General features: G+C 42.3%; 24 protein-coding genes. 3 read left to right on the top strand and 21 right to left on the bottom strand.

All coding sequences use genetic code 11. The features are described from left to right. Window positions 1-6 precede the first annotated feature (6 nt). The 20 genes from minD to ISX45_RS11405 form a co-directional block, all read right to left on the bottom strand. Window positions 7-810 carry a septum site-determining protein MinD gene (gene minD, locus ISX45_RS11310; protein ID WP_181554565.1) on the bottom strand — a complete coding sequence of 268 codons (804 nt, stop codon included), beginning with the start codon at window positions 808-810 and terminating at the stop codon, window positions 7-9. A gap of 2 nt (window positions 811-812) precedes the next feature. After that, window positions 813-1505, bottom strand: a complete 693-nt coding sequence (gene minC / locus ISX45_RS11315) for a septum site-determining protein MinC (protein WP_308806341.1) — start codon at window positions 1503-1505, stop codon at window positions 813-815. A 40-nt stretch (window positions 1506-1545) separates the two neighbouring features. Further along, the gene (mreD, locus tag ISX45_RS11320) at window positions 1546-2064 is read right to left on the bottom strand and encodes a rod shape-determining protein MreD (protein ID WP_181554567.1); all 519 of its coding nucleotides are present in this window, start codon (window positions 2062-2064) and stop codon (window positions 1546-1548) included. Further along, a complete protein-coding gene (gene mreC / locus ISX45_RS11325; protein WP_194519001.1) occupies window positions 2061-2927 on the bottom strand; it encodes a rod shape-determining protein MreC in 867 nt (288 codons plus the stop codon). Before mreC ends, mreD begins: the two co-directional genes overlap by 4 nt. Window positions 2928-2948: 21 nt before the next feature. After that, window positions 2949-3971, bottom strand: coding sequence for a rod shape-determining protein (locus ISX45_RS11330; RefSeq protein ID WP_181554569.1), 1023 nt, complete (start codon window positions 3969-3971; stop codon window positions 2949-2951). Window positions 3972-4125: 154 nt separating this feature from the next. Next, entirely contained in the window at window positions 4126-4806 is a 681-nt protein-coding gene (gene radC / locus ISX45_RS11335) for a RadC family protein (RefSeq protein WP_194519002.1), read from the bottom strand. A 125-nt stretch (window positions 4807-4931) separates the two neighbouring features. Next, window positions 4932-5492 (bottom strand): Maf family protein, encoded by a 561-nt coding sequence (locus tag ISX45_RS11340; RefSeq protein ID WP_181554570.1) that lies wholly within the window; start codon window positions 5490-5492, stop codon window positions 4932-4934. Between the two features lie 126 nt (window positions 5493-5618). Then, window positions 5619-6572 carry a stage II sporulation protein B gene (locus ISX45_RS11345; protein ID WP_194519003.1) on the bottom strand — a complete coding sequence of 318 codons (954 nt, stop codon included), beginning with the start codon at window positions 6570-6572 and terminating at the stop codon, window positions 5619-5621. A 112-nt stretch (window positions 6573-6684) separates the two neighbouring features. Further along, window positions 6685-7146 carry a type II secretion system protein gene (locus ISX45_RS11350; protein ID WP_181554573.1) on the bottom strand — a complete coding sequence of 154 codons (462 nt, stop codon included), beginning with the start codon at window positions 7144-7146 and terminating at the stop codon, window positions 6685-6687. 22 nt (window positions 7147-7168) lie between these two features. Beyond that, window positions 7169-7936 carry a pilus assembly protein PilO gene (locus ISX45_RS11355; RefSeq protein WP_194519004.1) on the bottom strand — a complete coding sequence of 256 codons (768 nt, stop codon included), beginning with the start codon at window positions 7934-7936 and terminating at the stop codon, window positions 7169-7171. After that, a complete protein-coding gene (locus ISX45_RS11360) occupies window positions 7933-8532 on the bottom strand; it encodes a PilN domain-containing protein (RefSeq protein ID WP_194519005.1) in 600 nt (199 codons plus the stop codon). Before ISX45_RS11360 ends, ISX45_RS11355 begins: the two co-directional genes overlap by 4 nt. Next, window positions 8516-9472 carry a type IV pilus biogenesis protein PilM gene (pilM, locus tag ISX45_RS11365; RefSeq protein WP_194519006.1) on the bottom strand — a complete coding sequence of 319 codons (957 nt, stop codon included), beginning with the start codon at window positions 9470-9472 and terminating at the stop codon, window positions 8516-8518. The genes ISX45_RS11360 and pilM overlap by 17 nt, the downstream gene beginning before the upstream one ends. A gap of 17 nt (window positions 9473-9489) precedes the next feature. Next, window positions 9490-10236: a prepilin peptidase gene (locus tag ISX45_RS11370; protein ID WP_194519007.1), complete on the bottom strand. Its 747-nt coding sequence runs from the start codon at window positions 10234-10236 to the stop codon at window positions 9490-9492. 19 nt (window positions 10237-10255) lie between these two features. After that, complete coding sequence (locus ISX45_RS11375) at window positions 10256-10726, bottom strand: prepilin-type N-terminal cleavage/methylation domain-containing protein (RefSeq protein ID WP_194519008.1); 471 nt, start codon at window positions 10724-10726, stop codon at window positions 10256-10258. An 88-nt stretch (window positions 10727-10814) separates the two neighbouring features. Then, window positions 10815-12026 carry a type II secretion system F family protein gene (locus ISX45_RS11380; RefSeq protein WP_194519009.1) on the bottom strand — a complete coding sequence of 404 codons (1212 nt, stop codon included), beginning with the start codon at window positions 12024-12026 and terminating at the stop codon, window positions 10815-10817. A 1-nt stretch (window position 12027) separates the two neighbouring features. Next, window positions 12028-13071 carry a type IV pilus twitching motility protein PilT gene (locus tag ISX45_RS11385; RefSeq protein ID WP_181554581.1) on the bottom strand — a complete coding sequence of 348 codons (1044 nt, stop codon included), beginning with the start codon at window positions 13069-13071 and terminating at the stop codon, window positions 12028-12030. An 11-nt stretch (window positions 13072-13082) separates the two neighbouring features. Then, the gene (locus ISX45_RS11390) at window positions 13083-14750 is read right to left on the bottom strand and encodes a GspE/PulE family protein (protein ID WP_181554583.1); all 1668 of its coding nucleotides are present in this window, start codon (window positions 14748-14750) and stop codon (window positions 13083-13085) included. An 8-nt stretch (window positions 14751-14758) separates the two neighbouring features. Beyond that, window positions 14759-16051 carry a G5 domain-containing protein gene (locus ISX45_RS11395; protein ID WP_194519010.1) on the bottom strand — a complete coding sequence of 431 codons (1293 nt, stop codon included), beginning with the start codon at window positions 16049-16051 and terminating at the stop codon, window positions 14759-14761. 19 nt (window positions 16052-16070) lie between these two features. Next, window positions 16071-16889, bottom strand: a complete 819-nt coding sequence (locus ISX45_RS11400; protein WP_194519011.1) for a PRC-barrel domain-containing protein — start codon at window positions 16887-16889, stop codon at window positions 16071-16073. A 20-nt stretch (window positions 16890-16909) separates the two neighbouring features. Continuing rightward, window positions 16910-17992, bottom strand: a complete 1083-nt coding sequence (locus tag ISX45_RS11405; protein WP_194519012.1) for a hypothetical protein — start codon at window positions 17990-17992, stop codon at window positions 16910-16912. 114 nt (window positions 17993-18106) lie between these two features. Here ISX45_RS11405 and ISX45_RS11410 point away from each other — a divergent pair, with 114 nt between their 5' ends. Genes ISX45_RS11410 through ISX45_RS11420 form a run of 3 tightly spaced genes read left to right on the top strand, consistent with a single transcriptional unit; the run spans window position 18107 to window position 20880 of the window. Continuing rightward, complete coding sequence (locus tag ISX45_RS11410; protein WP_194519013.1) at window positions 18107-18715, top strand: type IV pilus modification PilV family protein; 609 nt, start codon at window positions 18107-18109, stop codon at window positions 18713-18715. After that, a complete protein-coding gene (locus ISX45_RS11415; protein WP_181554589.1) occupies window positions 18699-19265 on the top strand; it encodes a PilW family protein in 567 nt (188 codons plus the stop codon). The genes ISX45_RS11410 and ISX45_RS11415 overlap by 17 nt, the downstream gene beginning before the upstream one ends. 13 nt (window positions 19266-19278) lie before the next feature. Then, complete coding sequence (locus ISX45_RS11420; RefSeq protein WP_194519014.1) at window positions 19279-20880, top strand: hypothetical protein; 1602 nt, start codon at window positions 19279-19281, stop codon at window positions 20878-20880. A gap of 32 nt (window positions 20881-20912) precedes the next feature. On the opposite strand, the gene ISX45_RS11425 is transcribed toward ISX45_RS11420, so the two are convergent. Beyond that, window positions 20913-23756: a vWA domain-containing protein gene (locus tag ISX45_RS11425; RefSeq protein ID WP_228485539.1), complete on the bottom strand. Its 2844-nt coding sequence runs from the start codon at window positions 23754-23756 to the stop codon at window positions 20913-20915. Window positions 23757-23768: the final 12 nt, after the last annotated feature.

Genomic DNA, 23768 nt, shown 5'->3' on the forward strand with positions numbered 1-23768 from the left:
CAGGGGTTAACGCACACTAAAAAGTTTTTTAATTTTTGCAAAGAGGCCTTTTTGTTCCTCTTCTAATGGTTGTAACGGTACAGATTCACCAAGAATTCTTCTGGCGATATTGCGATAAGAGATGGAGGCTCTGCTGCTCGGGTCCAGGACGATCGGCTCCCCGTTATTGGACGCTTTAATGACATTTTCATCATCGGCAATAATTCCCAATAAATCAATCGATAAGTGCATGACAATTTCGTCAATATCGAGCATATCTCCGTTTTTCACCATATGACCGCGGATCCGATTAATCACCAAGCGAGGCGGCTTAATATGTTCCTCTTTTTCTAGTAAACCAATAATTCGATCAGCATCACGCACCGCTGACACTTCCGGCGTTGTCACGACAATTGCTGCATCCGCTCCCGCCACAGCATTTTTATAGCCCTGCTCAATTCCAGCTGGGCAATCAATCAGCACATAATCATAATCTTGTTTCAGCTCTTCAACCAAACGTTTCATTTGTTCCGGCGTGACCGCTGTTTTATCGCTTGTTTGCGCTGCCGGCAATAAATAAAGTTGGTCGTCAAAACGCTTATCTTTCACTAGCGCTTTTTGAATGGTGCAGCGACCTTCTACGACATCAACCAAGTCGTAAATGATACGATTCTCAAGCCCCATGACAACATCAAGATTGCGTAAGCCAATGTCCGTATCAACAAGGCAGACACGCTTTCCTAACAACGCAAGCGCTGTTCCTACGTTAGCGGTCGTTGTCGTTTTTCCGACGCCGCCTTTTCCTGATGTAATGACGATAGCTTCTCCCACTGCTACATTCTCCTTTCTAACCGTGACAAATTCGGTCGTAGATGCGTAAGTAACTGCAAGCGGTCAACGACAATTTGGTTATCATCATCAATATACGCACATTCCATCTCATTCCGCTCATCTGTTTTATAATCGGGAGCACGGCTCATCACGTCGCTAATTCTTAACTGCATCGGCTTCATAATCGAGGCTGCGATGACCGCATCCTTATTTCCATAATACCCCGCATGGGCAATTCCCCGTAATGCACCGAGAATGAAAATGTTTCCCCCGGCAATAACCGTTCCTCCAGGATTCACATCACCAATTAATAAAAGATCGCCTTGCACATGCAACACTTGACCTGAACGAACAATTTTAGACACTGACACAATTTCGGTTTTCCGTTTCCATTGAAGCGCTTCCTCTTTCGTGATGACATTGCTGTCAATGGATTGAACGACTAAATTGTTTTTCCCTCGAATTAACGCGCGAAGCTCTTCTTCCTGTTTCGGTGTTAAGTAACGATTTCCAACTTTGAGATGAACAGAAACGAGCGGACCGTCTGATTCCTTCGGTTCATTCACCGTTAACTTTTCTTCCAATTCGGCAATTAAGTCATCATAGGAACACGTATCATCGAGATGTAACGTCAGCCCATCTTTCGTTCCCTTAATCGTTACATATGATTGTTTTTGCCTATTCACAACGTTCACCTCAACGAATAATTCTACAAACCCCGTCCGTTTTCCTTTTTCATTCTTCCCGCTCGCGACGTCCGATTTTTACTAACCACTGCTTTAATGGGTAAGAACATAAAATAATAAATATAACATTTAACACCAGCGTCGGCAGCAGGCGATGTGAATAAAAATCGTGAAAAGACATGTTGGTTTTTCCAATAAGCAACTGAATTCCGTACACATAAAACTCAAGAACAGAGACAGCCATCATACTAAGAAAACAAGTAATAAAAAGATGATTATGAAATATTTTCATCGCTTTTGCCATCATATAAGCAATAAGGGTAAATGAAAACATATATATACCGAGAACTTCTGTATAGACGATGTCATATAACATGCCAAAAATCAACCCATATACCATTCCATGCGTTTGCGTGACATAAACAGTCAGGAAAATAAGGAAAATAAGTAAAAAGCGAGGCACAAATACATACTGCTGGTACAACTCATCTTTTGGCCAAAGATCAATAAAAATGCTTTCGCTCATAAAAAATACTGTTGCAAGAAAAGGAAGAAAGAGTTTTTTCACTTTGCTTCCTCCTTTTCTTGTAACGTCTCATCAATTTTTCGTTTCACAATAATGACATCGTCAATATCATAAAGATTGGCAGCCGGCTTCACATAGACCATTTTTGTTAACCCGTACTGATCTGGTACAACCTCCATGACTTCCCCAATAGGTAACCCTTTTGGGAAAATACCGCCAAGACCAGACGTTACGACGAGTTGCTTTTTCTCAATTTTGGCATCAAACGGAATTTCCTTTAAAAGCAATGCCTTCCGCTTTTCATCGTATCCTTCAATTAATCCAAATACATTTTCTTTGCCTTGCACATAAGCGGAAATGCGATTTTTTTGGTCGAGTGCGCTCAATAACTGAACAGTTGATGTAAATTGAGAAGCATGTTGCACTTTCCCGACCAATCCCTCTGGCGTAATGACCGCCATGTCTTTTTTAACGCCGTTTTGTTCTCCTTTATTGACAATGATAATTTCTTGCCAACGATCCGGATTTCGTCCGATCACCGTTGCTTGAATCGGTACAAAATCACGCAAACTTTCCCTTTTCTTCAAAATCGCCCGAAGCTCAGCATTTTCTTTTTTTAACGTTTGAAGCTGTGCCTCTAAGGTTACATATTCATCAAGACGTTCTTTGAGTAACTTGTTTTCTTTGTATGTATTTTTGATGTCTTGAATATTCTCAAAGAAGCCCGCAACAAGTTGTGCGGGCTTATGAAAGATAAGCTGTACAAAACCAGTTGTATCTTTAATAAACTGTTCTGGCCATGTGAGCTCTGTCCGTTCTTTTAAGGAAAAACCAATCAATGCCACGAGAAAAATGATGCTGACGAGTAACAAAATTAATCGCTTATTCAAAAAGAACTGTGGCATGATGTCGACACCCTCTTACCATTAGCGATGGTCTCTCGCCTTGTTTTTAAACAAATGAATATGGTCTAATGCTTTACCTGTGCCGATCGCCACGCAGTCAAGCGGGTTTTCCGCAACAATCACAGGCATGTCCGTTTCTTTACTGATGACTTTATCGAGATTGCGCAAGAGCGCGCCGCCACCTGTTAAGACAATGCCGCGATCCATAATGTCCGCCGCTAATTCCGGTGGCGTTTTTTCTAAGGTATTTTTCACGGAATCCACGATCGCATAGACGGTGTCACGTAACGCTTCGGCAATTTCTTCTGCACTAATTTCAATCGTTTTTGGCAGCCCCGTTAATAAGTCGCGGCCACGAATTTCCATTGTACCAATTCCTTCAGGGTCTCCAGCAGAACCGATTTCGACTTTGATTGCTTCAGCTGTACGCTCCCCAATCATTAAGTTATACGTTTTGCGAATGTATTGAATAATCGATTCATCCATTTCGTCGCCAGCAATGCGAATTGACTGGCTTGTAACGATGCCGCCAAGAGAAATGACCGCAACTTCTGTCGTACCGCCACCGATATCGACAACCATGCTCCCTGTTGGCTCCCATACAGGCAAGTTGGCACCAATCGCTGCCGCAAACGGCTCTTCAATCGTATACGCATCGCGTGCACCAGCTTGACGTGTGGCATCGATGACCGCACGCTCTTCTACTGCTGTAATGCCATACGGTACGCATACCATCACATATGGCTTACCAGCAAACAATCCTTTGTTTTTCGTTGCTTGATTAATGTAGTATTTCATCATAATCGCAGTTGTTTCATAATCAGCAATGACGCCATCTTTCATTGGGCGTAACGCAACTACATTTCCCGGTGTCCGCCCAATCATATTTTTCGCTTCATTTCCAACTGCAACAATTTGTTTCGTATCTTTTTGCAAAGCAACTACTGATGGTTCTCTGACAACAATTCCTTTTCCTTTCACATATACAAGAGTATTGGCCGTTCCTAAATCGATTCCAAGATCTCTTGTCCCCAATCCAAACATAGTCCGTATCTTCCTTTCTGAAACGAATACTTTTTTATAAAAATTCGCTAATTTTGTCGATTTTTCATATGTTTTTGTACAGCACCGCCCTAAGAAAAGGCTATGAAAAACTCATAACTGTTATTATAACTTATTCGACAAAAAAAGAGAACTACTACATATATCCTTTTTCTTTCAAACTGATAAATTTTTGATCACCGATAATGAGATGGTCTAACACTTCGATTCCGATCATTCGACCGCATTCGACGAGTCGTTTCGTAACTTCGAGATCTTCGCGGCTCGGGGTCGGATCACCTGAAGGATGATTGTGAGCGCAAATGATAGAGGCAGCAGATCGCTTAATCGCTTCTTTAAACACTTCACGCGGGTGAACAATAGAGGCGTTTAAACTACCGATAAACACCGTTTTACGATGAATAACTTGATTTTTCGTATTTAAATAAATAGCAACAAAATGTTCTTGAGACAAAAAACGCATGTCGTTCATCACATATTTTGCCCCATCTTCGGGAGAACGAATCACATATCGTCCATGGTAACTAAGGCGACTAATGCGCCGTCCCAATTCAAGCGCCGCTAAAATTTGGATCGCTTTGGCTGTACCGATCCCTTTTAAACTTGTCATTTCTTCAATCGTTGCATCTTTTAGCTGCCGTAATCCTTCAAAATGATGAAGCAGACGATGAGCAAGCTGCAACGCTGATTCCTCTTTTGTTCCTGTCCGCAATAAAATTGCAAGCAGCTCATGGTCCGCTAAACTTTCTGGTCCATTCATAACGAGACGTTCACGCGGACGGGACTCTTTTGGCACATCTCGAATCATTAACGACATCGTTTTCAGAATGAATACCCCCTTTTTGGCTTTGGCACTTTTCAACAGCCAGCTTGCAGACGAAATTCCTTTTCAAAAGCATGCTTTTTTCCAGACAACTTAAGACAACAAATCCTTATGATCTTTTACCAACCAAGTCGCTTTAGTTCACGAACAGTACGCGATAACGGTAAGCCGACGACGGAAAAGTAGTCTCCCTCAATTCGTTTGACAAATAGTGCCGCTTGTCCTTGGATGCCGTATGCACCCGCTTTATCCATTGGTTCGCCAGTGGCAATGTACGCGGAAATGTCCTCCTCCGTTAAGTCCCAAAAGGTTACTGCTGTCCGTTCAACAAACACTGTTTCCTGGTCCGGTGTGACAATGGCTACTCCTGTTAGCACCTCGTGAGTATTTCCAGATAAGAGGCATAACATATTGGCTGCTTCTTGTTTCGTTTTCGGCTTTCCTAAAATGTGTCCGTTGTAAACAACGACTGTATCCGCACCAATGACGTATGCGTCAGGATTAGTACTAGCCACTGCTTTTGCTTTTTGATAAGCAAGCGATTGAACGATTTGTTCAGGGGATTCGTCTTCTTGAAATTGTTCATCAATATGACTAGGGAGGATTTCAAAGCAGAGGTTCGCCATTTCAAGCAGTTGTTTGCGACGAGGAGAACTAGAAGCTAATAGTAATCGTTTCATTGACATCACCCTTTGCAATTCGTTTCAAATTGGAAGATACAATTGTATCGTACCAAATCTCACGTTTAGACACAATTTTTAAATGCGACAAAATTCTCCAAAAAAAAAGAAGCTAAATTCGCTTCTTCACGAGGTTAATGAAATATAATCGTTTAATGCTTCAAGAAGTTCTTGTTGGGCTTTCCACAGCAATGCATCATCCTCTTCTTCTTGATAAGCGTCCAATGATAAATAAGCATTTTTTAAGTGTCGAACGTATTGCTTGGTCTGATTATTTGAAGGTGATTGTGATTCAAATTGCTTATACGCATTTTTTAAAGATGCCCACTCATTTGGTTTTACTTCTCCTTTTCCTAACAAGCGAGCAGATAAGACAGCAACTTTTTCATATAAAGATTCGCTAGCGGTTAGGAAATCTTGGAGTTGCCGATCATTAACGGTCCCTAAAGATAGTAATTTCATATACGTACTTTGTCCTTTTTGCTTGTACCAATCATTTAGTGGCTGCAGCGTTTCCTTATCGGCACCCACCGCGATGAATAATGATATCGGCTGTTGGCCAACCGCCACTACAATCGGAATTCCGGAATTCTGCAATTGTTTTGCATAAGTTTTTGCTGCTTTCTCATCGCTAAATACACCTGCTTGAATGACACTGACGGTAAACGCTGACTCTGTGTTTCCTTCAGCGGCTGAAGACGGGGGAACATTTGCTGTTTTCGACGACGATGCTGGCGAAATCGCCGAAAGCGAGCGGTCCTTCTGAAGAGACATAGGCTCTTTTTTCTCCGGAATGACATTGAGAACAATAAAGCCGAAGCTTGTCCCAATGATCACAGCCATAAAAATCGAAAAAACGGCGGATTTCACGCGCGTTTTTATCATCCTGTTCACCTTCGGCCGCTTCTTTGATGGCGTTGTTTCGGATGGAAACGAAACGAGCGGCGGAGCTTCCAAGGCGAGCGGTTCTTCTTCCTTCGCCGCACTTATTTCCGCTTCTATATACGTTGATGTTTCTGTTGTAAACGGCCGTTCTTTACCGTTAATTTTAATCGAAATCTCTTTTCCTTGCTTGTCCATCTTTTCATCATCCCCGTTTCCTTCGTTCTCCGTTCATCCTATCATAAAGAAAGAAAAAAAGAACAAGACATTTGTCGTCTTGTTCTCGAAGGTTTTCGTCAAATTTCGCTCCTTATTGATCGCGAATTTCTTTCACTGACAAGGCATCAATAGGCACTTCAGGAGACTGTTCAGAGTACGTACAAAGTTGTTTCGTTTCTCCTTTTAAACAAACAGAATATTCTAGGTTACCGTCTTCGCGTTTTTTTACTAACACATACGATGAATTATTCTCAGGTGATAACACATTTCCTGTGAACGGGTCTTGCATAGGTTCGAGCATGCCGTCCTCCACAAGTTGCTTGTACGTTAATGTTTCCGACGAGCGGGGAGAAAGAAACTCGACTTTTTCTGCGCCGACATGGAGACGAGCTGCTTCATATAGCGCGTAAGCATTGGAAACAAACGCTTGCTCTCTTGACTTTTCAATGATGTGAAGGACAGCGATCACTGCAATAAGGGAAACCACCCCGAAAATGACAATGACCGCTAATAGTTCAATGAGCGTCATCCCTCTATTTGTGCGCAACAGCATGCGATCCCTCTCCGTTTCAATGTTACCGCCCCGGTGACATTTCTTCTTTTGGCGAGTCATTCGGGGTGATTTCTGTTAACGGGTTCCGCTTCTCGCTCGGCGGAGGAACGTCAAGCGGCGGCAGTTCATTTTGTAAATGGGCTAAACCCGGATGATAAAACGCGCTAATCGTGAGTGAATAGGTTAATGGCTTGACTTCTGTATCGATCGATGTCAATTCTGGGTTCCCGGTAAATGACAGCGATTCAACAGAAACGATACGCGGCAATTCCTCTAACGTTTGTAAAAATCGTTCTAACTGATAGTACGACGGTGACTGGACCGTTAGTTGAACAGAAATTTTTTTAAGACCGCTTGGCAATGAGAGAGATGACTCACTCGATGATGTCGACGACTTCGTTTCTTTTTGATCATTCGTTTCGTTCGTTGTTGATGATTGTTCAGACGAATTGATTTCGGCTTCCTCATTAAATGTCATGTTCGAAATGAAGCTGTCCGAAATGACTTCTGCTTTCTCTAAATCAAGCAAAAGCTGTTCGACAAGCGGTTTGACTGGTACCTTTTTTTCTAGTTCAACGACACTTTCGGTGTTTTGTGTTTGTTGTTGACTGACTTGAGCTTTTGTCGCTGCTAATAGCTGTTTCTCACTATCAACGGTCGCGCTTAGCTCATCCATCCGGTTATAAAGCGGCTTGAGTGTATAAACATAAAGAACGGCAAAAAAAGCAGCGATGACAATAAGAAAAGTGAAAAGGAAAACGAGTTGGCGTTTGGAAAAACGGACGGTCATTGTTTCTTCTCCTTTTCTTCTTTTAAAGCGTTTTTGTTCACGTGCAATTCATATTGAGCGATATAGCGCGGCAATATATGTTCTATGTTTTCCTCGTCTTTTTCCTCATCGCTTTTTTCTTCCGCAGTCGTAAGGCTTTTCAATTGTACATCAGCCACAAAATCAGCATCGGATAACCTTTTTAAATAATATGCCGCTTCTTCGCTCGTATCAAACTGTACGGTGACGCTTACCGTTCCGTTTTCTGCATAGGAAAAATTCATGATAAAGCCTCTTTCCGGCAAAAGCTTTGTCATACTGCGAAGAAGAAGAACCGTTTTCATCGGGTATTGTTCAGCCCATTTGACCGTTTTTTCTAACTCTTGCACTTCTTTCAACGATTGAGCGTTCGCTAATTTTTCTTGTTGAACTGCCTGTAACGCACGGATTTTCTTTAACTCTTGTGTGAGCGAATGAATGGTCGTTTCCGTTTTTTGCACCGACATGTAAAAAACAAAAGCCATTGCCCCAGCAAACAGCAATACAATCGCTATGCTAACAAGGAAAACAACATTTTTCGGCTCTTTTTTTGGCAGTAAGTTAATGTCGACGAACATGATGAATTCCCTCTTTTAGTCCTAGTCCCCATGCTAAATGGTAGCGCGAATCAATGACGCTTGCTATTTTGTCGGAAAGGCGTTCAATCGGGACATCAAACCGTTCTTGCATCGATTGATAAATCGATGACAAATGAGGATGATCTCCCGTTAACAGCACGCGCGTAATTTGTTCATTTCCTTGATGAATAGAAAAGCGATAAAAGCTCATCATCCGCTCGATTTCTTTATAAACGTCTTCAAATGGTTGAAGCAGTTCTTCAAGCTGTTTCATGTCATGCTGCTCTCTCTGCCATTCCATCAAAAGGTGGCGCATAAAAACAGGTTTATGTTGATAAAATGCGCTCACATTCACCGCTGATACATCCATCTGTACGAGCAATAAGTGATCATCTTTTTTCACTTGGTCAGCCGCATAATATAAACGATATAAGCATAACGGCGACACGTCAGCAGCAATTGGACGCAGCTTTACCTCATCCAATACATCAGCATAGCTCATCACGGCTTGTTCCGGAGCAGCAAACAATAAGATCGTCAACTTCTCCTCCGTTTTTTCTAAAATGACGTAATCAAAAACGGCATCTTCAAACGGCAAATGAATCGTCGCTCCTAATTCCATAAACAAGTACCCGCGAATCTCGTCTTCTTCTAAATCGTTTGGAAGCGGAATTTGCCGAATGACAACAACCGAGTCAGGAACAATAAAACGAACTCGACGATGCTTCAACTTCCATTCACTTACACATTCTTCTAAAATAATTTCAAGTGTTTCGCGATCAAGGATTTTCCCATCATGAATAACTCCGCTCGGCAACTCCCGCTCTCCGTATTTATGAATCGAAAACGGGTCATGAGGCTTGACCTCGATATAGCGAATCACATGGTCTTTCATCACAAGATTGGCTATTTTATGTCGCGGTTTTACAATATTGAGCATATTCAGTTCCCCTCGTACTAAAACAAGATAAATTGCTTATACCACTCTATCAGCGCTTGTCCGAAAAAATAAGTGGTTAACGTTCCCAATACAATGTAAGGGGCAAACGGCATCGGCTCTCCGCGGCGAACACTGCCAAACGCCATGCCGACAAGTCCAAAAATCGTTCCGTAAAGCGTCGAAAGAAAGAAAGAAAGCAATACCATCTTCCACCCTAACACGAAGCCGAGAAGCGCAAACAATTTAATATCTCCGCCGCCCATGCCGCCTTTACTAATGACGGCAATAAGCAGCAAAAGAGAAAAACCGACACCTGCACCAACGAGCGAATCCCACCATGGTGACAGAGGAACAAATATTCGTTCTGGAATCAATATGGCAGCAAAAGCGAGTAACACCCGATCAGGAATGACCATATAGCGAAGATCAGAAACAACGATAATCATCAATAACGAAATGAGCGTCCAACTAACGATCAATTCTTTTGACCATCCCACCACGAGCGGCGAAATCGTAAAAAGAATCGCGGTCGAAAGCTCAACAAACGGATAAAGCGGCGAAATACGCACACCGCACCCGCGACACTTCCCGCCTTGAATGACATAAGAAACGACAGGAATTAACTCCCACGCTGTCAGCGTACGCTGACAGCGCGGGCAATGCGAACGAGGCTTGACAATCGACTCTCCTTTTGGAACGCGCAAACCGACGACATTAAAGAAAGAGCCGAGAAAGAGGGCATATAAAGCAACAATCAAATACATAATTGCCTATCTATCACCCTTAACTTGTTGGGTCTAAATTAACATCGTCTCTAGTAATTTTATCTCGATTGTCCGTATTGATATAATATCCCCCGTTCGATGCTTTCAATCTAATTTGATAATACGCAGGTGTAGTAGTAGTATTACCATTTGATGTAGTTGTGGATGCTGGCACAAACGTTACAGTTGAATCATTCGGATCATAATTTCCTTTATTTCCTGGAGACTTTGGAATAGATTCGAGAAAACCTCCTTGAACTAACTCGTTTAATGTCCAAGAGTTTTTACCAGACGTATCCTGTGTCTTTGCCAATCGGGCTGCGTTAATAATTTGTTCCGCGTTCGCGATATGTGCATCTTTTTTCGAATTATCAATGATAGCACCAATAGTAGGAATCGCAATCGCCGCGATAATTCCTAAAATGACAATGACCGCAAGCAATTCAATCAATGTGAGTCCCCGTTCGTTTTTCAACAAGCGCTTTAACATAATTTCCTCTCCTTTTTCCTATATTTATAAGTCTTTTTATCTATTATTTTACAATATTTTTCATTTTTTTGAAAATAAATTCTTAATATCATTGCTGAATATGATTAAAAATATCATACATTGGAACGATGATAGACGTTACGATCGTTCCAACAACACCGGCCAAAAGAACGATCATGAACGGTTCGATGAGCGACTTAAGGCGATCGGTGCCCGTTTCGACTTCCGCTTCGTAAAAGTCGGCGACTTTGGCAAGCATCGCATCAAGCGATCCCGTTTCTTCTCCGATTGCAATCATTTGCGTGACAAGCGGCGGAAACGCCCAATGCCGTTTCATCGGTTCGGTGAGCGATTGTCCGTGCTCGAGTGCATCGCGCGCTTGTTTCATCACCTTGGCGATGACTTCGTTTTCGACGACGTTTTCGACGATCGACAGCGCCTGTAAAATCGGCACGGAGCTTGAAAATAACGAGCTTAATGTTCTCGTCATCCGCGCCAGCACCGCCTTTTGCAGCAATTTCCCGAAAATCGGAATGCGCAACATCATATAGTCGATGTAATATTTCGTTTGTTTTTGCTTTTTCATAATCGAAAATAGGGCATACGTTCCGACAAGCATGATTACAACAAGCCACCAATATCGTTGCATGATCTCGCTTGCTCGGAGAACGAATTTCGTGATCGCCGGCAATTCCGCATGAAAGTCAGCAAACATTTGTACAAAGGTCGGAACGACGCCAATGAGCAAGAAGATGACGACAGCTATGGCAATGACGGCGACAGCGATCGGATAGGCAAGCGCAGAGACGATCTTTTGCCGTGTGCGATGAATTTTTTCAAAATGATCGGCTAGTCTTTCGAGCGTTTCATCCATGTTTCCCGCCGCTTCCCCAGCTTTCATCATGTTGACGAACATCGGGGGAAACACGCGCGGATGTTTTGCGCTTGCGGCGGATAATGGATTTCCCGCACGCAACTCTTCTTCGACATCGAAAAGCGCTTTTTTGAGCGCCTTGCTTTCCGTCTGACTCGCCAAAATACGCGTTGAATCGACAACGGACACGCCGGCCTTTAACAATGTCGCAAACTGGCGCAAATAAATGACGAAATCTTGTAATTTTACGGTGTTGCCAAACGTAATTTCTTTGTTTAGCAGCGTCTCTGGCACCTCATGAATGTCGAGCACTTTAATGCCTTTTTGCCGCAATTTGAGAATCGCTTCCCGCTTCGATGTGCTTGTGACCGTTCCTGTTTGTCTTCGACCTTTTATATTGCGGCCTTCGTATTTAAATTGCGGCATATCAGTCCACCCGCTCCTGAGTGAGATAAGGCATAGCGGCTTCTTTCGCAATAAGCCCGGCTTGTACTAGCTCTTTAATGCTTGTTGTTAACGTATGCATCCCAAGTGCGCGGCTCGTTTGCATGACATTGATAATTTGGTGAATTTTTTCGTTTCGAATTAAGTTCGCCACCGCCGCGTTATTCAACAAAATTTCTGTGGCTGCGACCCGCCCTGTTTTTTGCGCGTTCGGAAACAGACGTTGCGAAATAATCGCCACTAACACCGACGCTAATTGAATACGAATTTGCGATTGTTGGGCGGGCGGAAACACGTCGATAATCCGGTCAATCGTCGCTGGGGCGCTTGCCGTGTGCAACGTTCCAAGAACAAGATGCCCTGTTTCCGCCGCCGTAATCGCTGTATGAATCGTCTCCAAATCGCGCATTTCTCCAACTAAAATGACATCCGGGTCTTGCCGTAACGCGGCGCGCAAACCGTTGGCAAAATTGTTCGTATCAAAGCCGACCTCGCGTTGGTCAATAATGCATTGGCCGTGTTTATGCAAATATTCAATCGGATCTTCAAGCGTAATAATATGTTTGCGCATCGTTTTGTTCATATAGTCGATCATCGCCGCAAGCGTTGTCGATTTCCCGCTTCCCGTCGGACCTGTCACAAGCACAAGTCCTTGTGGCTTTTCGGCAATCCTCTTTAACACTTCTGGCAGGCGCAGCTCTTCAATCGTCGGGATCATTGTCGGCACAACGCGAATGGCGAGCGAAATACAGGAACGCTGCTTATACACGTTTATGCGGAAACGGGACACACCGGGAATGCCGTATGAAAAGTCATGCTCCCCTTTTTCTTGAAATTCCTTCCACAACCTATCAGGCATAACCGATCTTGCCATCGCTTCCGTATCTTCCGGCCGTAATGCATCTTGACCGTATTTTTTGAGTTCGCCGTTAATACGCATAATCGGCGGTACGCCAACCGTTACATGGACGTCGGAAGCTTTGTGTTCAAATGCTGCGCGTAAAAGCTGGTCTAATCTTTGTTTCATGGCCCTCACCTTTAGCTTAAAATCGCCACTTTCAGCACTTCTTCTAATGTCGTAATCCCTTGCTTTACCTTTAATAAGCCATCATCAATTAAAAAGATCATTTTATTTTTGATCGCTAACTCACGCAACTTCGAAAACGGTTCGTGATTTAAAATGACGCGCCGCATTTCGTCCGTCATCACAAGCAATTCGTGAAGAGCAATTCTCCCTTTATAGCCTGTCATATTGCATGTTGGGCAACCGCGCCCGCGAACTAATTTTTCGATTTTCATACCGCGCCGGGCGAAAATTTCGATTTCTCGTTTCGTCGGTTCTTGTTCTTGTTGACAATCGCGGCAGACGCGGCGAACAAGCCGCTGCGAAACAACCCCCGTTAATGACGTTGCAACAAGAAACGGCTCGATTCCCATATCTATGAGGCGCGTAATCGTGCTTAATGCATCATTCGTATGTAGCGTGCTTAATACTAAATGCCCTGTCAGAGACGCGCGAATTGCCACTTCCGCCGTTTCCCGGTCGCGAATTTCCCCGACCATAATGATGTTCGGATCTTGGCGCAAAATCGAGCGCAACCCTTGCGCAAACGTTAACCCGACGTTCGGATTGACTTGAATCTGGTTAACTCCCTCTAGTTGATACTCGACCGGGTCTTCAATTGTAATAATATTCACTTCTTCGCTATTTAAACGGTTTAACGCGGCATACAGTGTCGACGATTTTCCAGAGCCAGTTGGTCCGGTAATTAATACAATTCCCGTTGGCTTTTCAATGAGTTCAATAAATCGCTGCAAATTTAATTTATTAAATCCCAATTTGTGAATATCATTAAGCGCTGCTCCTAAATCTAAGACACGCATCACAATTTTTTCCCCGTATACCGTCGGCAACGTCGAAACACGCAAATCAACCGGATGGAAGTCTATATTCATTTTAATCCGACCATCTTGCGGAATGCGATGTTCAGTTATATCCATATTTGCTAAAATTTTAATTCTCGCTGTTAATACACTTTGCATATGCTTGGGCAGCGCGCGGTCTGTACGCAACACGCCGTCAATGCGATAACGAACCAACACTTTCGTTTCTTGCGGATCAATATGAATGTCGCTCGCCCGTTGCTCGACTGCCAATTGTAAAATTTGGTTGACAAGTCGAACAATCGGTGAATCTTCTTCGGTCACTCGTTCTTCTTCCACCGTCTCAGGCGTCGGAGTCATGCGTAAAAAATCTTCCATCGACTCGTCGATGTCATAATATTTATTAATCGCCCGCAAAATATCATCTTTCGAGGCGATGGCAGTTTCAATATGAAACCCTGTCGAAAGACGTAAATCGTCGATCACAAAAAAATCCATCGGATCTGCCATCGCGACAAGCAAACGATCCCCTTCCGCTTTTAACGGCATGACCATATGACGCTTGGCAAATTCTTTTGGAACAAGATTCGTCAATTTCGGGTCAATCGGATAACGATATAGACTGACATGCGGAATTCCTAATTGAAATTCCAGCACTTCAATTAATTGTTGTTCCGTAATATATCCGCGCTGCAAGAGCGCATCTCCCAGCTTTTGTCCGGGAGCTTTTTCTCGTAACGCCTCTTGCAGCTGCTCTTCTGTAATCAGTCCAGCCTCGACTAATAAATCACCCAATCGCTTTCGTTCTTGTTTTTTCATCATGATCATCCCTACTTTTCGTACTGATCAAGATTGGAAGGTGTTGGCGGTACCGCTGTGGTAGTCTCGGTCTCACTTTGTTGGCTGCTTTGTTCTGATGGAGGCTGTTCCTCGTTTGTGCCAGAGGTCGGAGTTGTTGCGTTATTTGATGTATCAATCCCAAGCTTTAATCCGCGAACCTCAATAGCAGGCACCGGCGGATAAAAATCTTCCGCCACTACTTCCGTTTTGAGCAGATGATGGTTTTCGTCATAGATTTCTTTTTTTACTTTTGCAAGCATGCCTTGTTTGCCTTCTTGTTTTACCCGCCGTTCATTTGGCTGTAACAGCGAACTATATTGCACAATCGTTTTTGGAGAAAAGTATTCAATTCCGTCAACACTCACTACATATTTATGAATCAATGGAAGCCCCGTTAGCGTGACGCTGAAGCCGTTATTAACGGCCTTCAACTGCAATGTATAAGTACTTGTGTTCGGATTGTAAAAGCAAAAATCGCGCTTGTCTTGGTCTACTCTTGCTTCATAGCCGAGTCGGATGCCATCCGGCAACTCACGGCTCGTATGACGCTCAAGTACCGTAAAATTCGTCGGCAAAACCGCTTCGTACACAGCCGAAGCAATAAGGCTCATTGCTTCGGAAGAAAGCGGTTCATTTGTTTGGCGGAAATAAGCCGATAGCGAAAAAACACTTTTCCCTTTCAGTTCAATCGTTGGATGATTCGACACCCATGCGATGATCTCCGCGCGGCTTTCCCCTAAATTTTCTATTGTCGCCGCACTAATTGGTTGTTCTGTCGGCTGACTGACAACGTAGTTGGCTAAATCAATCGACTGTTTCCCCACCAAGTTGGCAGCCATTGCTGTCATATCTTGTTTTAATTTTTCGAGATTAATAGAAGAGAATATTGATGGGGGAAGCATTTCTTTGAGACGTTTTATGAGCGCCGGTTCATCCAATTGAACAATGAGCAACGAGCGCTGCCCATTAACGGCTTGTTTGACGCTTCGTTCGACTTGAAAGGTAAACAGTTGTGCAGGAATCGTCTCTTTGTTTTCCTGATAGATTAATTGTATGGCTGCTGACTCTTTCCATTGGTTCACCTTTTCTTGAACAACATGAACTGCTTCGCCGTTTGATTGCTTTGATACAGAAACGGTGCCAATCATTGTTCCTTCAGCAAAGCGGTTCGGCTCCTCGAAAAATGATTGATAAGCAAAGGCGCCGATTTGTGAGAAACTAATAAGATAGACGGTGCAAATGATAATGACAACGAACAATTTTACCGCAGCTGCTTGCCTCACAAGCAAAAGCCCCCTTTGCCTACGCCTCAACGTTCATCGATACATCGACAATGACGCTCGGCCCTTCCTCTTGTGCTTTTGTAATATGTTCCACTGTTAAAATTGTCCCTGCTTCAATCAATACATTGCCATTTTGGTCAAGAATATCTTTTGTCACTCGTTTTCCTTGCAATAGTTCAATTTGCTTTTTTCGCAAAGCTTGCAATGCTTCGTCGTCTTCCGCTTCTTCTTCGATGGTTGCCATGTCCGAAAGCCGCTCGCGATGTTCGATATCGACAGAAACCGCTGTCTCCTCTTTCCCTTTTTCCGGAATATCATCCTCTTGTTCGTCTTCTTTTTGAGTGAGCGCACTTGCTTCATCGAGCAAAGATGAAGAAGCATTTTCATTGACAATGAGAATATCTTTTCCATATGTCAGCACAAATTCAGATGATAACACAACTTGGCGTCCATTCGTATGTAACTCAATTCCTATAATTTCTCCTGTTTCCTCATCCACAAAAAACTCGGTCACTTCGCCAAGCAACTGCCCTTTTCTTGTCATCGCTTTTGTATTTTTAATACGAATTTGTTTGTTGACCAATTGATTGGCAATCGGGATTTCAGCTAAGTCGATCACAGCGTTTTCACTTTCGACCGTTACAGCAAATTCCCCGATTCCGACAACTTTTTTAAAAGGAATCGCTTTTAAACTTAATTGAGCATCTTCTTGTTCAATGGTTAAAAAGTCAATCGAACCTTTTTCCGGGTTAATGACTAATGTGTTCACTTTTCCAATTTGCACTCCGTCAGAAATACTAATAATCGGAAGTCCTACAATTTGCGCACTATTTTTCATACTTTCACCACACCTGTCTGTTATGATTTCATCAATGTATGATGAAGAAACTGGATTTCTTTTAATAGAATCGGATAATGAGCGAACTTTTCTTGCAAATGAGCAAGCCATGAAGCAAGTTTGTCATGATCTTTTTCTAAAAGATAATGCTCGATTAACAAACGCGCAAACGCATAATAATCATCATCAGGTAAATGAGCGTGGAGACATTGATGGATACAGCGTTCATACTCCGCCTTTTCAAGATGCTTTCGGCTCAACTGAAGCTCAGTAATGACCGTATGTAACAATTGCTTTTGAAGTGGTGACTTATTACCAGCAGCGGTATGTTGAACAATCTCGATGTCGGGAAGCGCTTCAACAGCCATTACCTCTTCCGCCTGCTCGTCGACAGGATGCCATTCAGAAAGCCATTCATCGTTCGGTAATGGCTCCATCATTTCCTTTTCTGGAAAAGCTTTATCCTCGATTTCGTCTACTTCCAATAAAGATGCCGCTTCTGCTTCAACAAAAAACGGCTCCTCTCCAGCAAATGAATCATGTTTCTCCTGCTTTGTTTCATCTTTGACGATGTCATCCAACAACTCAAAACGATGTTCAAGAAATTGAATGTCATCATCATTTTCTAGTAATTCTGCATTCGTCTCATCGTTAGATAGAAGAGGCTCTTTTAAAATTTCTTCTTTTTCTAACGGCTCGATCGATGGCTGCTCTTCAACCGGGACCATTGACTCAGTCGGTAAAATGACATCATCATGTCTGGGAACAACTTCCTGCTCTTCAGCTGCTGCGTTCGTTTCGTTTTGTACATGAAATAAAAAAGGATCATAGTCATCTTCGTCCTCTTCTTCCTTCGCAGCCGCGTAAAGAACATGGCCAAGTTGACGATCGAGCAAATACGTCATTGCCATTGCGAGCAGCAATAAAAGCAGTCCAAGCTGCCAAAGTGGAAAAACTGATTTCGCCATCACTGCAAGTAGTGATAACAATAACGAAACCACAAGTGCAACGATTTTCCCACGCCGGCTCAGCCCAAGGGGCAACATGAATAAAAAAGGAATGACAGTCATAAGAGCAACAAGCGTAAATAAAACCGGCTTCAATGTTTCACCCCGTTTCCCGACACAATATCAGACAAATTTCCTAAAAATAAAACAATACTTGACTCTAACATATTGTATAATAAAGTTATCTATTTTGAAAGAAGGGTATGCGAAATGGAGCGGAAGAAATTTTTTGCACTCCATGCTTCAACCGGATTTACATTGATCGAAATATTAGCGTCTATTGTTATTTTGTCCGCTGTTGCAATAGGAATGTTTTCCTTTTTTACGAACGCGATGAAATACACGACATACAACCAAGGGAAAACAGTCGCCATCAACATCGCCCGCGGTATATTAGCATATATGGAACACCGCGATTTTACGGCATTGAAGCAATATGTCGACGAACAAATACATAACACAGACGAACCGTTTGCGCGAATTGACGCCTCCCACTGCAGCTCATCATTGTTTGAGAACCAACAAGTTTGCGAGGCGCTCCTTCGGCCGACCATTAATAATGTTACCTACGACGAAAAGCGCGTTCACTTATTCCTCGTTCCTTATAACGATACCGAAACATGGAATAAATTACGGAATTCTCCCCCGCCGGAATTTCCATCATCTCTGAAACAAAAAATCAAAGGAGAAAGTATCAAAAATACAGATCCAAACTTACAAAACTACTTGCTTAAAATCTATGTTATCGTCCGCTGGGGAGATAAAGAGGAGGACGCGGAATGGCTGGAAGGTGTGATCGCAAATGAAACAATTCGTTAATAACGAGAAAGGAATCTCGCTCGTCGAACTATTAGCGGCGATTACTATTTCTTCTTTCATACTCGCTTCGATCTACGGCGTGTTTCTAAGCGGCATAAATGCGTATAAGCGAATCGGCATTGAAAATCAGCTGCGCAGCGAGGCGGATTATGTGGTCGCAACAATCATGAATAGGCTTTATCAATTTTCGCCGGATGGGATTGATATGGAAGGAACGACGAATGAACGAATTCAGTTTATCAAAAACAAACAAAAAGTCATTAACCCATCTGTTGGACTTGTCGAAGAAAAAGAGACAGCTACTGAAACATTGTCTATTGAATTACAAAACGATGCGGTATTCATTAACGATGAAAAATTAAACTCAGATCACTTAAAAATTCTTTCTAATCAATCGAAACTTTCGTACAGCTGCGTTAGACAAGAAGGCAGCGTTTGTCAAAGCGGGATTGTCACGTTCATGCTCACCGTCCAAGACCGTGACCATGAAACACCAAGTGACTTCCTGTATATAAAACCATTTACATTAAAAACGGAATTCGGATTTTAAAGGAAGTGGACTCATGAATGATAAAGGATATAGTTTAGTAGTCACCTTGCTGATTATCACGATTTTTTTCATTCTCGGCTTGACTATTTTATCCGCCTCCATTTATCAGGCAAAATTCACTGAAGTGCGCGTGCAGGACGTCGAATCGCTTCATGAAGCGACGCAAGCGATTGAAGAAACGATTGCGGAAATGAAAGTTGAAATAGAGAAGCTAGAGCTGTCAACTCCCCTCCAGCTCGATGCGGACTTGGCCACATTTCTCCCAGCCTTACAAGAAAAATATAAAATAACGATTCAAGATATAACGAATGATAAGCAAATCAACCGTACAAAGCTATTTACACGCGTCTACATCATTTCGAAATCATCCGGTGCAAAAACCGTCTCGCGGCAAGTCATTTTAACCAATACACCAAGCTTTTTAAAATACGCTATCGGCTCAAACGAGGATGTTACATTAAATGGCGGAGCATATATTGACGGAAATATTTATGCAGGAAAGGATTTTTATGTCACAAATGTTGCTAATTACATTGACAACTCACAAAAATATATCGAACAAACCTCGTTTCCAACAACAAGTGAAACGAGTATATTGTTTGTGAACGGTAGCCATTACTCTTGTGACAACAAGAATGGGGCAGATGCTTGCTACGATATTAGGAACAATCGCTTTGAACGTGTTTTATCGAACTATTCAAACGATGTCCATTTTCAATCTCAAGGACCTTCCGTACAAAAAGAGCAAGACGAATTTATCGATGTCGATTTTGATTGGACATTCAAAGACAAACTTCTGAATGCGGCAGGGATTGAAACGTTTAGTCAACAGTATGAAGCAAACATTGATAAAAGTAGCGAGCAACTACTCAATGAGTTTAAAAAACAATTTACTATTTTCGATAATGCCCATTCTCTTGAAAGTGGCTTATCAGAAACATCAAATCAATCCATCCTTCTTGAGTCCAATGAGCTTCCATCATTTTTTATTGATAGTGGAGAGATTAACTTAAAAGACAAATGGCTTGTTGTGAACGGTGATTTATTTTTAGGAAATAGCGTAAACAAACCAGTGAAAGTGCGAGGAAATATTCTCGTTTTTGGCAATCTAACCATTAGCGGAAATGTACAACTTGATTCAACCATTTACGTTCTTAATCGTACGTTTATTTACAACGCGAACATTTCTGGTTGGGACGACAAACAAGTTGTTTTGTTATCAAAAGGACCTCTAGAAATCGCTCGTATCAATGAGTTTAATAACTCTTTTTCATTTGATAAATCAAATCTCAAAGGATATTTTTATACAGATAGCAACGCCGTTCTTTACACAGTAGGGTCTTACATTAATATTAAAGGTGGATTGTTTGCCCGCGGAAACGAAAACGAAACAGTTACGGATGCGGATACATCCGGTCTTGTTATTAACACATATCGCGGTTCAGCGACAAAACAAAATGGCACGATTTCATTCACTCCTCCTTCATCGTTAGACAAAAAAGAACAAGCTCGTTTTGTCATTCGCCATGATAAATCTGTGTTTATCGACCGTGGCTTAGGACTTCCATTTGTAAAAAAACTAGATGTCATCGTTGATAAGCTCACAGTGAAATAAAAACGACATAGGGTGTGCCCTATGTCGTTTTATTACCATCTATTCTTTCCATTTTCACCGTCCGAAGATGTTTTTTCTTGAACGATGACCATCATCGAATCACCAATGTCCTGACCGAGCGGGTTTTTTTCGTCAGCGACTGCGGTAATCGTCGCATATCCGATATCTTTGGCAACAATATACCATTTTCCATTCTGCGAACGCACTTCAACATATTCCGGAGCGCTAGATTGAACAGACTTAATTTTTTGGTTTGTCGCGTTGCTTGGGATAAATGTGATTTTTGAGTTAATTTCTATTTGCTCTCCTACTGTAACATACAAAATCGGCTGTTTGAATTGAATTGCTTCAAGCGGGATTACTGGATCGATAACCGTTATTCTCGCTGTAGCTGTGACATTGCTGCCGTCTTGCGCTTTAACAGTAATATCGACTACACCTGGATGAACAGCAACCACTTGGCCTTCGTTGACCGTTGCTACGTTCGGATCGCTTGAAGTCCATTGAAGTGATTGGTCCGTTGCGTCATTCGGTACAATCGTTACCGGAATCGTTTGGGTGGCTCCCACATTCATCGTTGATTGATACGTTCCTAATTGTAATTGGCTAATCAATTTTTTATAGGTTAAAGATACAGTGGCAATGCCGTCTCCTTTTGTAAAACCGCCTTTTGATTTGACGGAAATAACAGAATATCCATCGAAGGTAATCGGTATTTCATAAGGATCATTTAACGGTTTCCAACTTGCATCTTGTTTGGCATTTTCCACTCGATATTCATACGATACCCCTTCCCCTGCCACTAAGCCGACTACACGCACTTTTGTCGGTTCTGTGACAACGGAGCCACTCGCCACTTCTTGACCGTTCTCTTTAAAAATTTTCAATCGAGGGGCTAGGTTTAATTCAACGATTTCATCATTTTTGTACGTAACGATGATGACAAGGTCACTGCTATTTGGCTTAAATTCCATCGATTTGATTGGTAACATCAACAGACCATAGTCGTTCGGATGTTTTGTTGTCGCAAGCAAATTAGTAGATGCAGCTAACGATTGCCACTTTGAAACAAGCCCGCGACTATCTCCTTCATAATAAATGTCAGGAAATTCTAATAGCCGCACTTTCATGCTGATGAATTGCGGGGCTACCGGCAATGTTGAAGTACGCGCACCATATTTACTATCTGTAAACGAAACAGTTGCGATTGGCAATTGCACCCCTTCCATCGCCCAGTTCGCTTGCAACGTTAAACTAGCTGTAAGATTGGCGCTATTTAATTTTGTATAATCAATATTGGTGTTTGGAAAATCGATTTCGGCATACGTTACATCATTATTGCTATAAACATTCACATTGGGTGAAGGAACAACGGTAATTCCTTCAGGAAGAGGCTGAATAATTTTAATATTGCTCAAGTTACCCGTCACACCGCTTCCCACATATCCAACGGCGGTTAATGAATATTGGGCGGTAAACCGATTGGAGTCGCTGTTATTGTTTCCGTATTTGATTAAGTCACTAACATTTCTTGAAATTCCTTGTAAACGAACATTGCCTGTAAATGAAGGGGGAACTTCATCTTTCACGACTACCGTCACCGATTTTGTCTTTGCTGGCTGCAGCACTCCATACACATCACGATACGTTAGTTCCAAATTAAATGTATATGTTCCTTTTTCTTTAAATAAGACCGGAATCGAAATATTAACGGGTGGCGGTGCCGGCTGCCCGACTTTATAACTGATGTTAAAGGTTATATATGCATTTTCTTTCGCATCGTCAAGCCAAACGTTTTCGTTTTCCACAATCTGTACTTTTCCGTTAAACGCTTTTAACGGAATTTTTACCGTTCCGCTTAATACCGGGTCGGTTGCTAGTCTCGAAAATTGTTGGAAAATCTCCGTTAAGTTTTGAGCTGTTCCTTGCTTCGCTTGCCCGCCTGTTGTCGATGATAGCTTCTCTAAATAATCCATATCGACGTCTTTATTGTCACCAAAGCCAATGGAATAAAGCGTAATATTGTTCATTCCAAGATCTTTTGCCACATTAATTCCATGAGTACGGATTATTTCTTCGAAATTTTTGTAAGTTGTATAACTACGGTATGTGGCTGTTTGCTTACCACTTGGATAATAAATAGTTCGATCCGCTGTTCTTCCATCAGAGTATAGTACATATTCGACATCTAAATCTTCTGTTACTTGTTTGCATTTTTTCCACGGCCATATTCCTTCACAAACTTCATACGTAACCGGCTCTTTCGCTTTAGAAACCGTTGGCACCCCATCCGTTAAAAAGATAATATATTTTTTGCGGGTCGGATCGTTGAAAAACGATTGAGCTTGCTGCAAAGCTTGCTTGTAGTTAGTTCCACCATTTGCAACGAGGCTATTAGCCGTTTGTAAAATCTTATCTAAATGCTGTTTGACATCATACGTTCCACTAGGGAACGGAACGACTTTATTGTATTGAACATCACTAGAAAAAGGAACAAGGGCAAATCGGTCACTAGGATTCGCATTGGCCTTGAAATAGTCTACGGCTGAGCTGAGCGCTTGTTTGGCACTTTGAAATTTCATCGGATTTGTTCCTAATTCATCCATCGATCCTGACACGTCAAAAACAAAGACAACATCAATAGGCGGACGGACAATGCTGGTAATTTTTCCTTGGGGGGTTAACGTCACGTCTAACCTTCCTTGAGCGTCTTCATTTGCCGGCTTAGCGTATTCATTTTGTGAAGGTGTTACATCAAAGTCTAAGGAAGCGTTATCCGAACTACTTCCTAAAACCGTATTTCCATTGCTAAAAAACAAACTAAAGAGAATAATGACGAAACCAAAGAACATGAAAGCGTTTTTTCTCTGTATCACTCACTCCTCCCC

Origin of the sequence: Thermaerobacillus caldiproteolyticus (genome assembly GCF_015326725.1) — a bacterium.
GTDB lineage: Bacteria > Bacillota > Bacilli > Bacillales > Anoxybacillaceae > Thermaerobacillus > Thermaerobacillus caldiproteolyticus.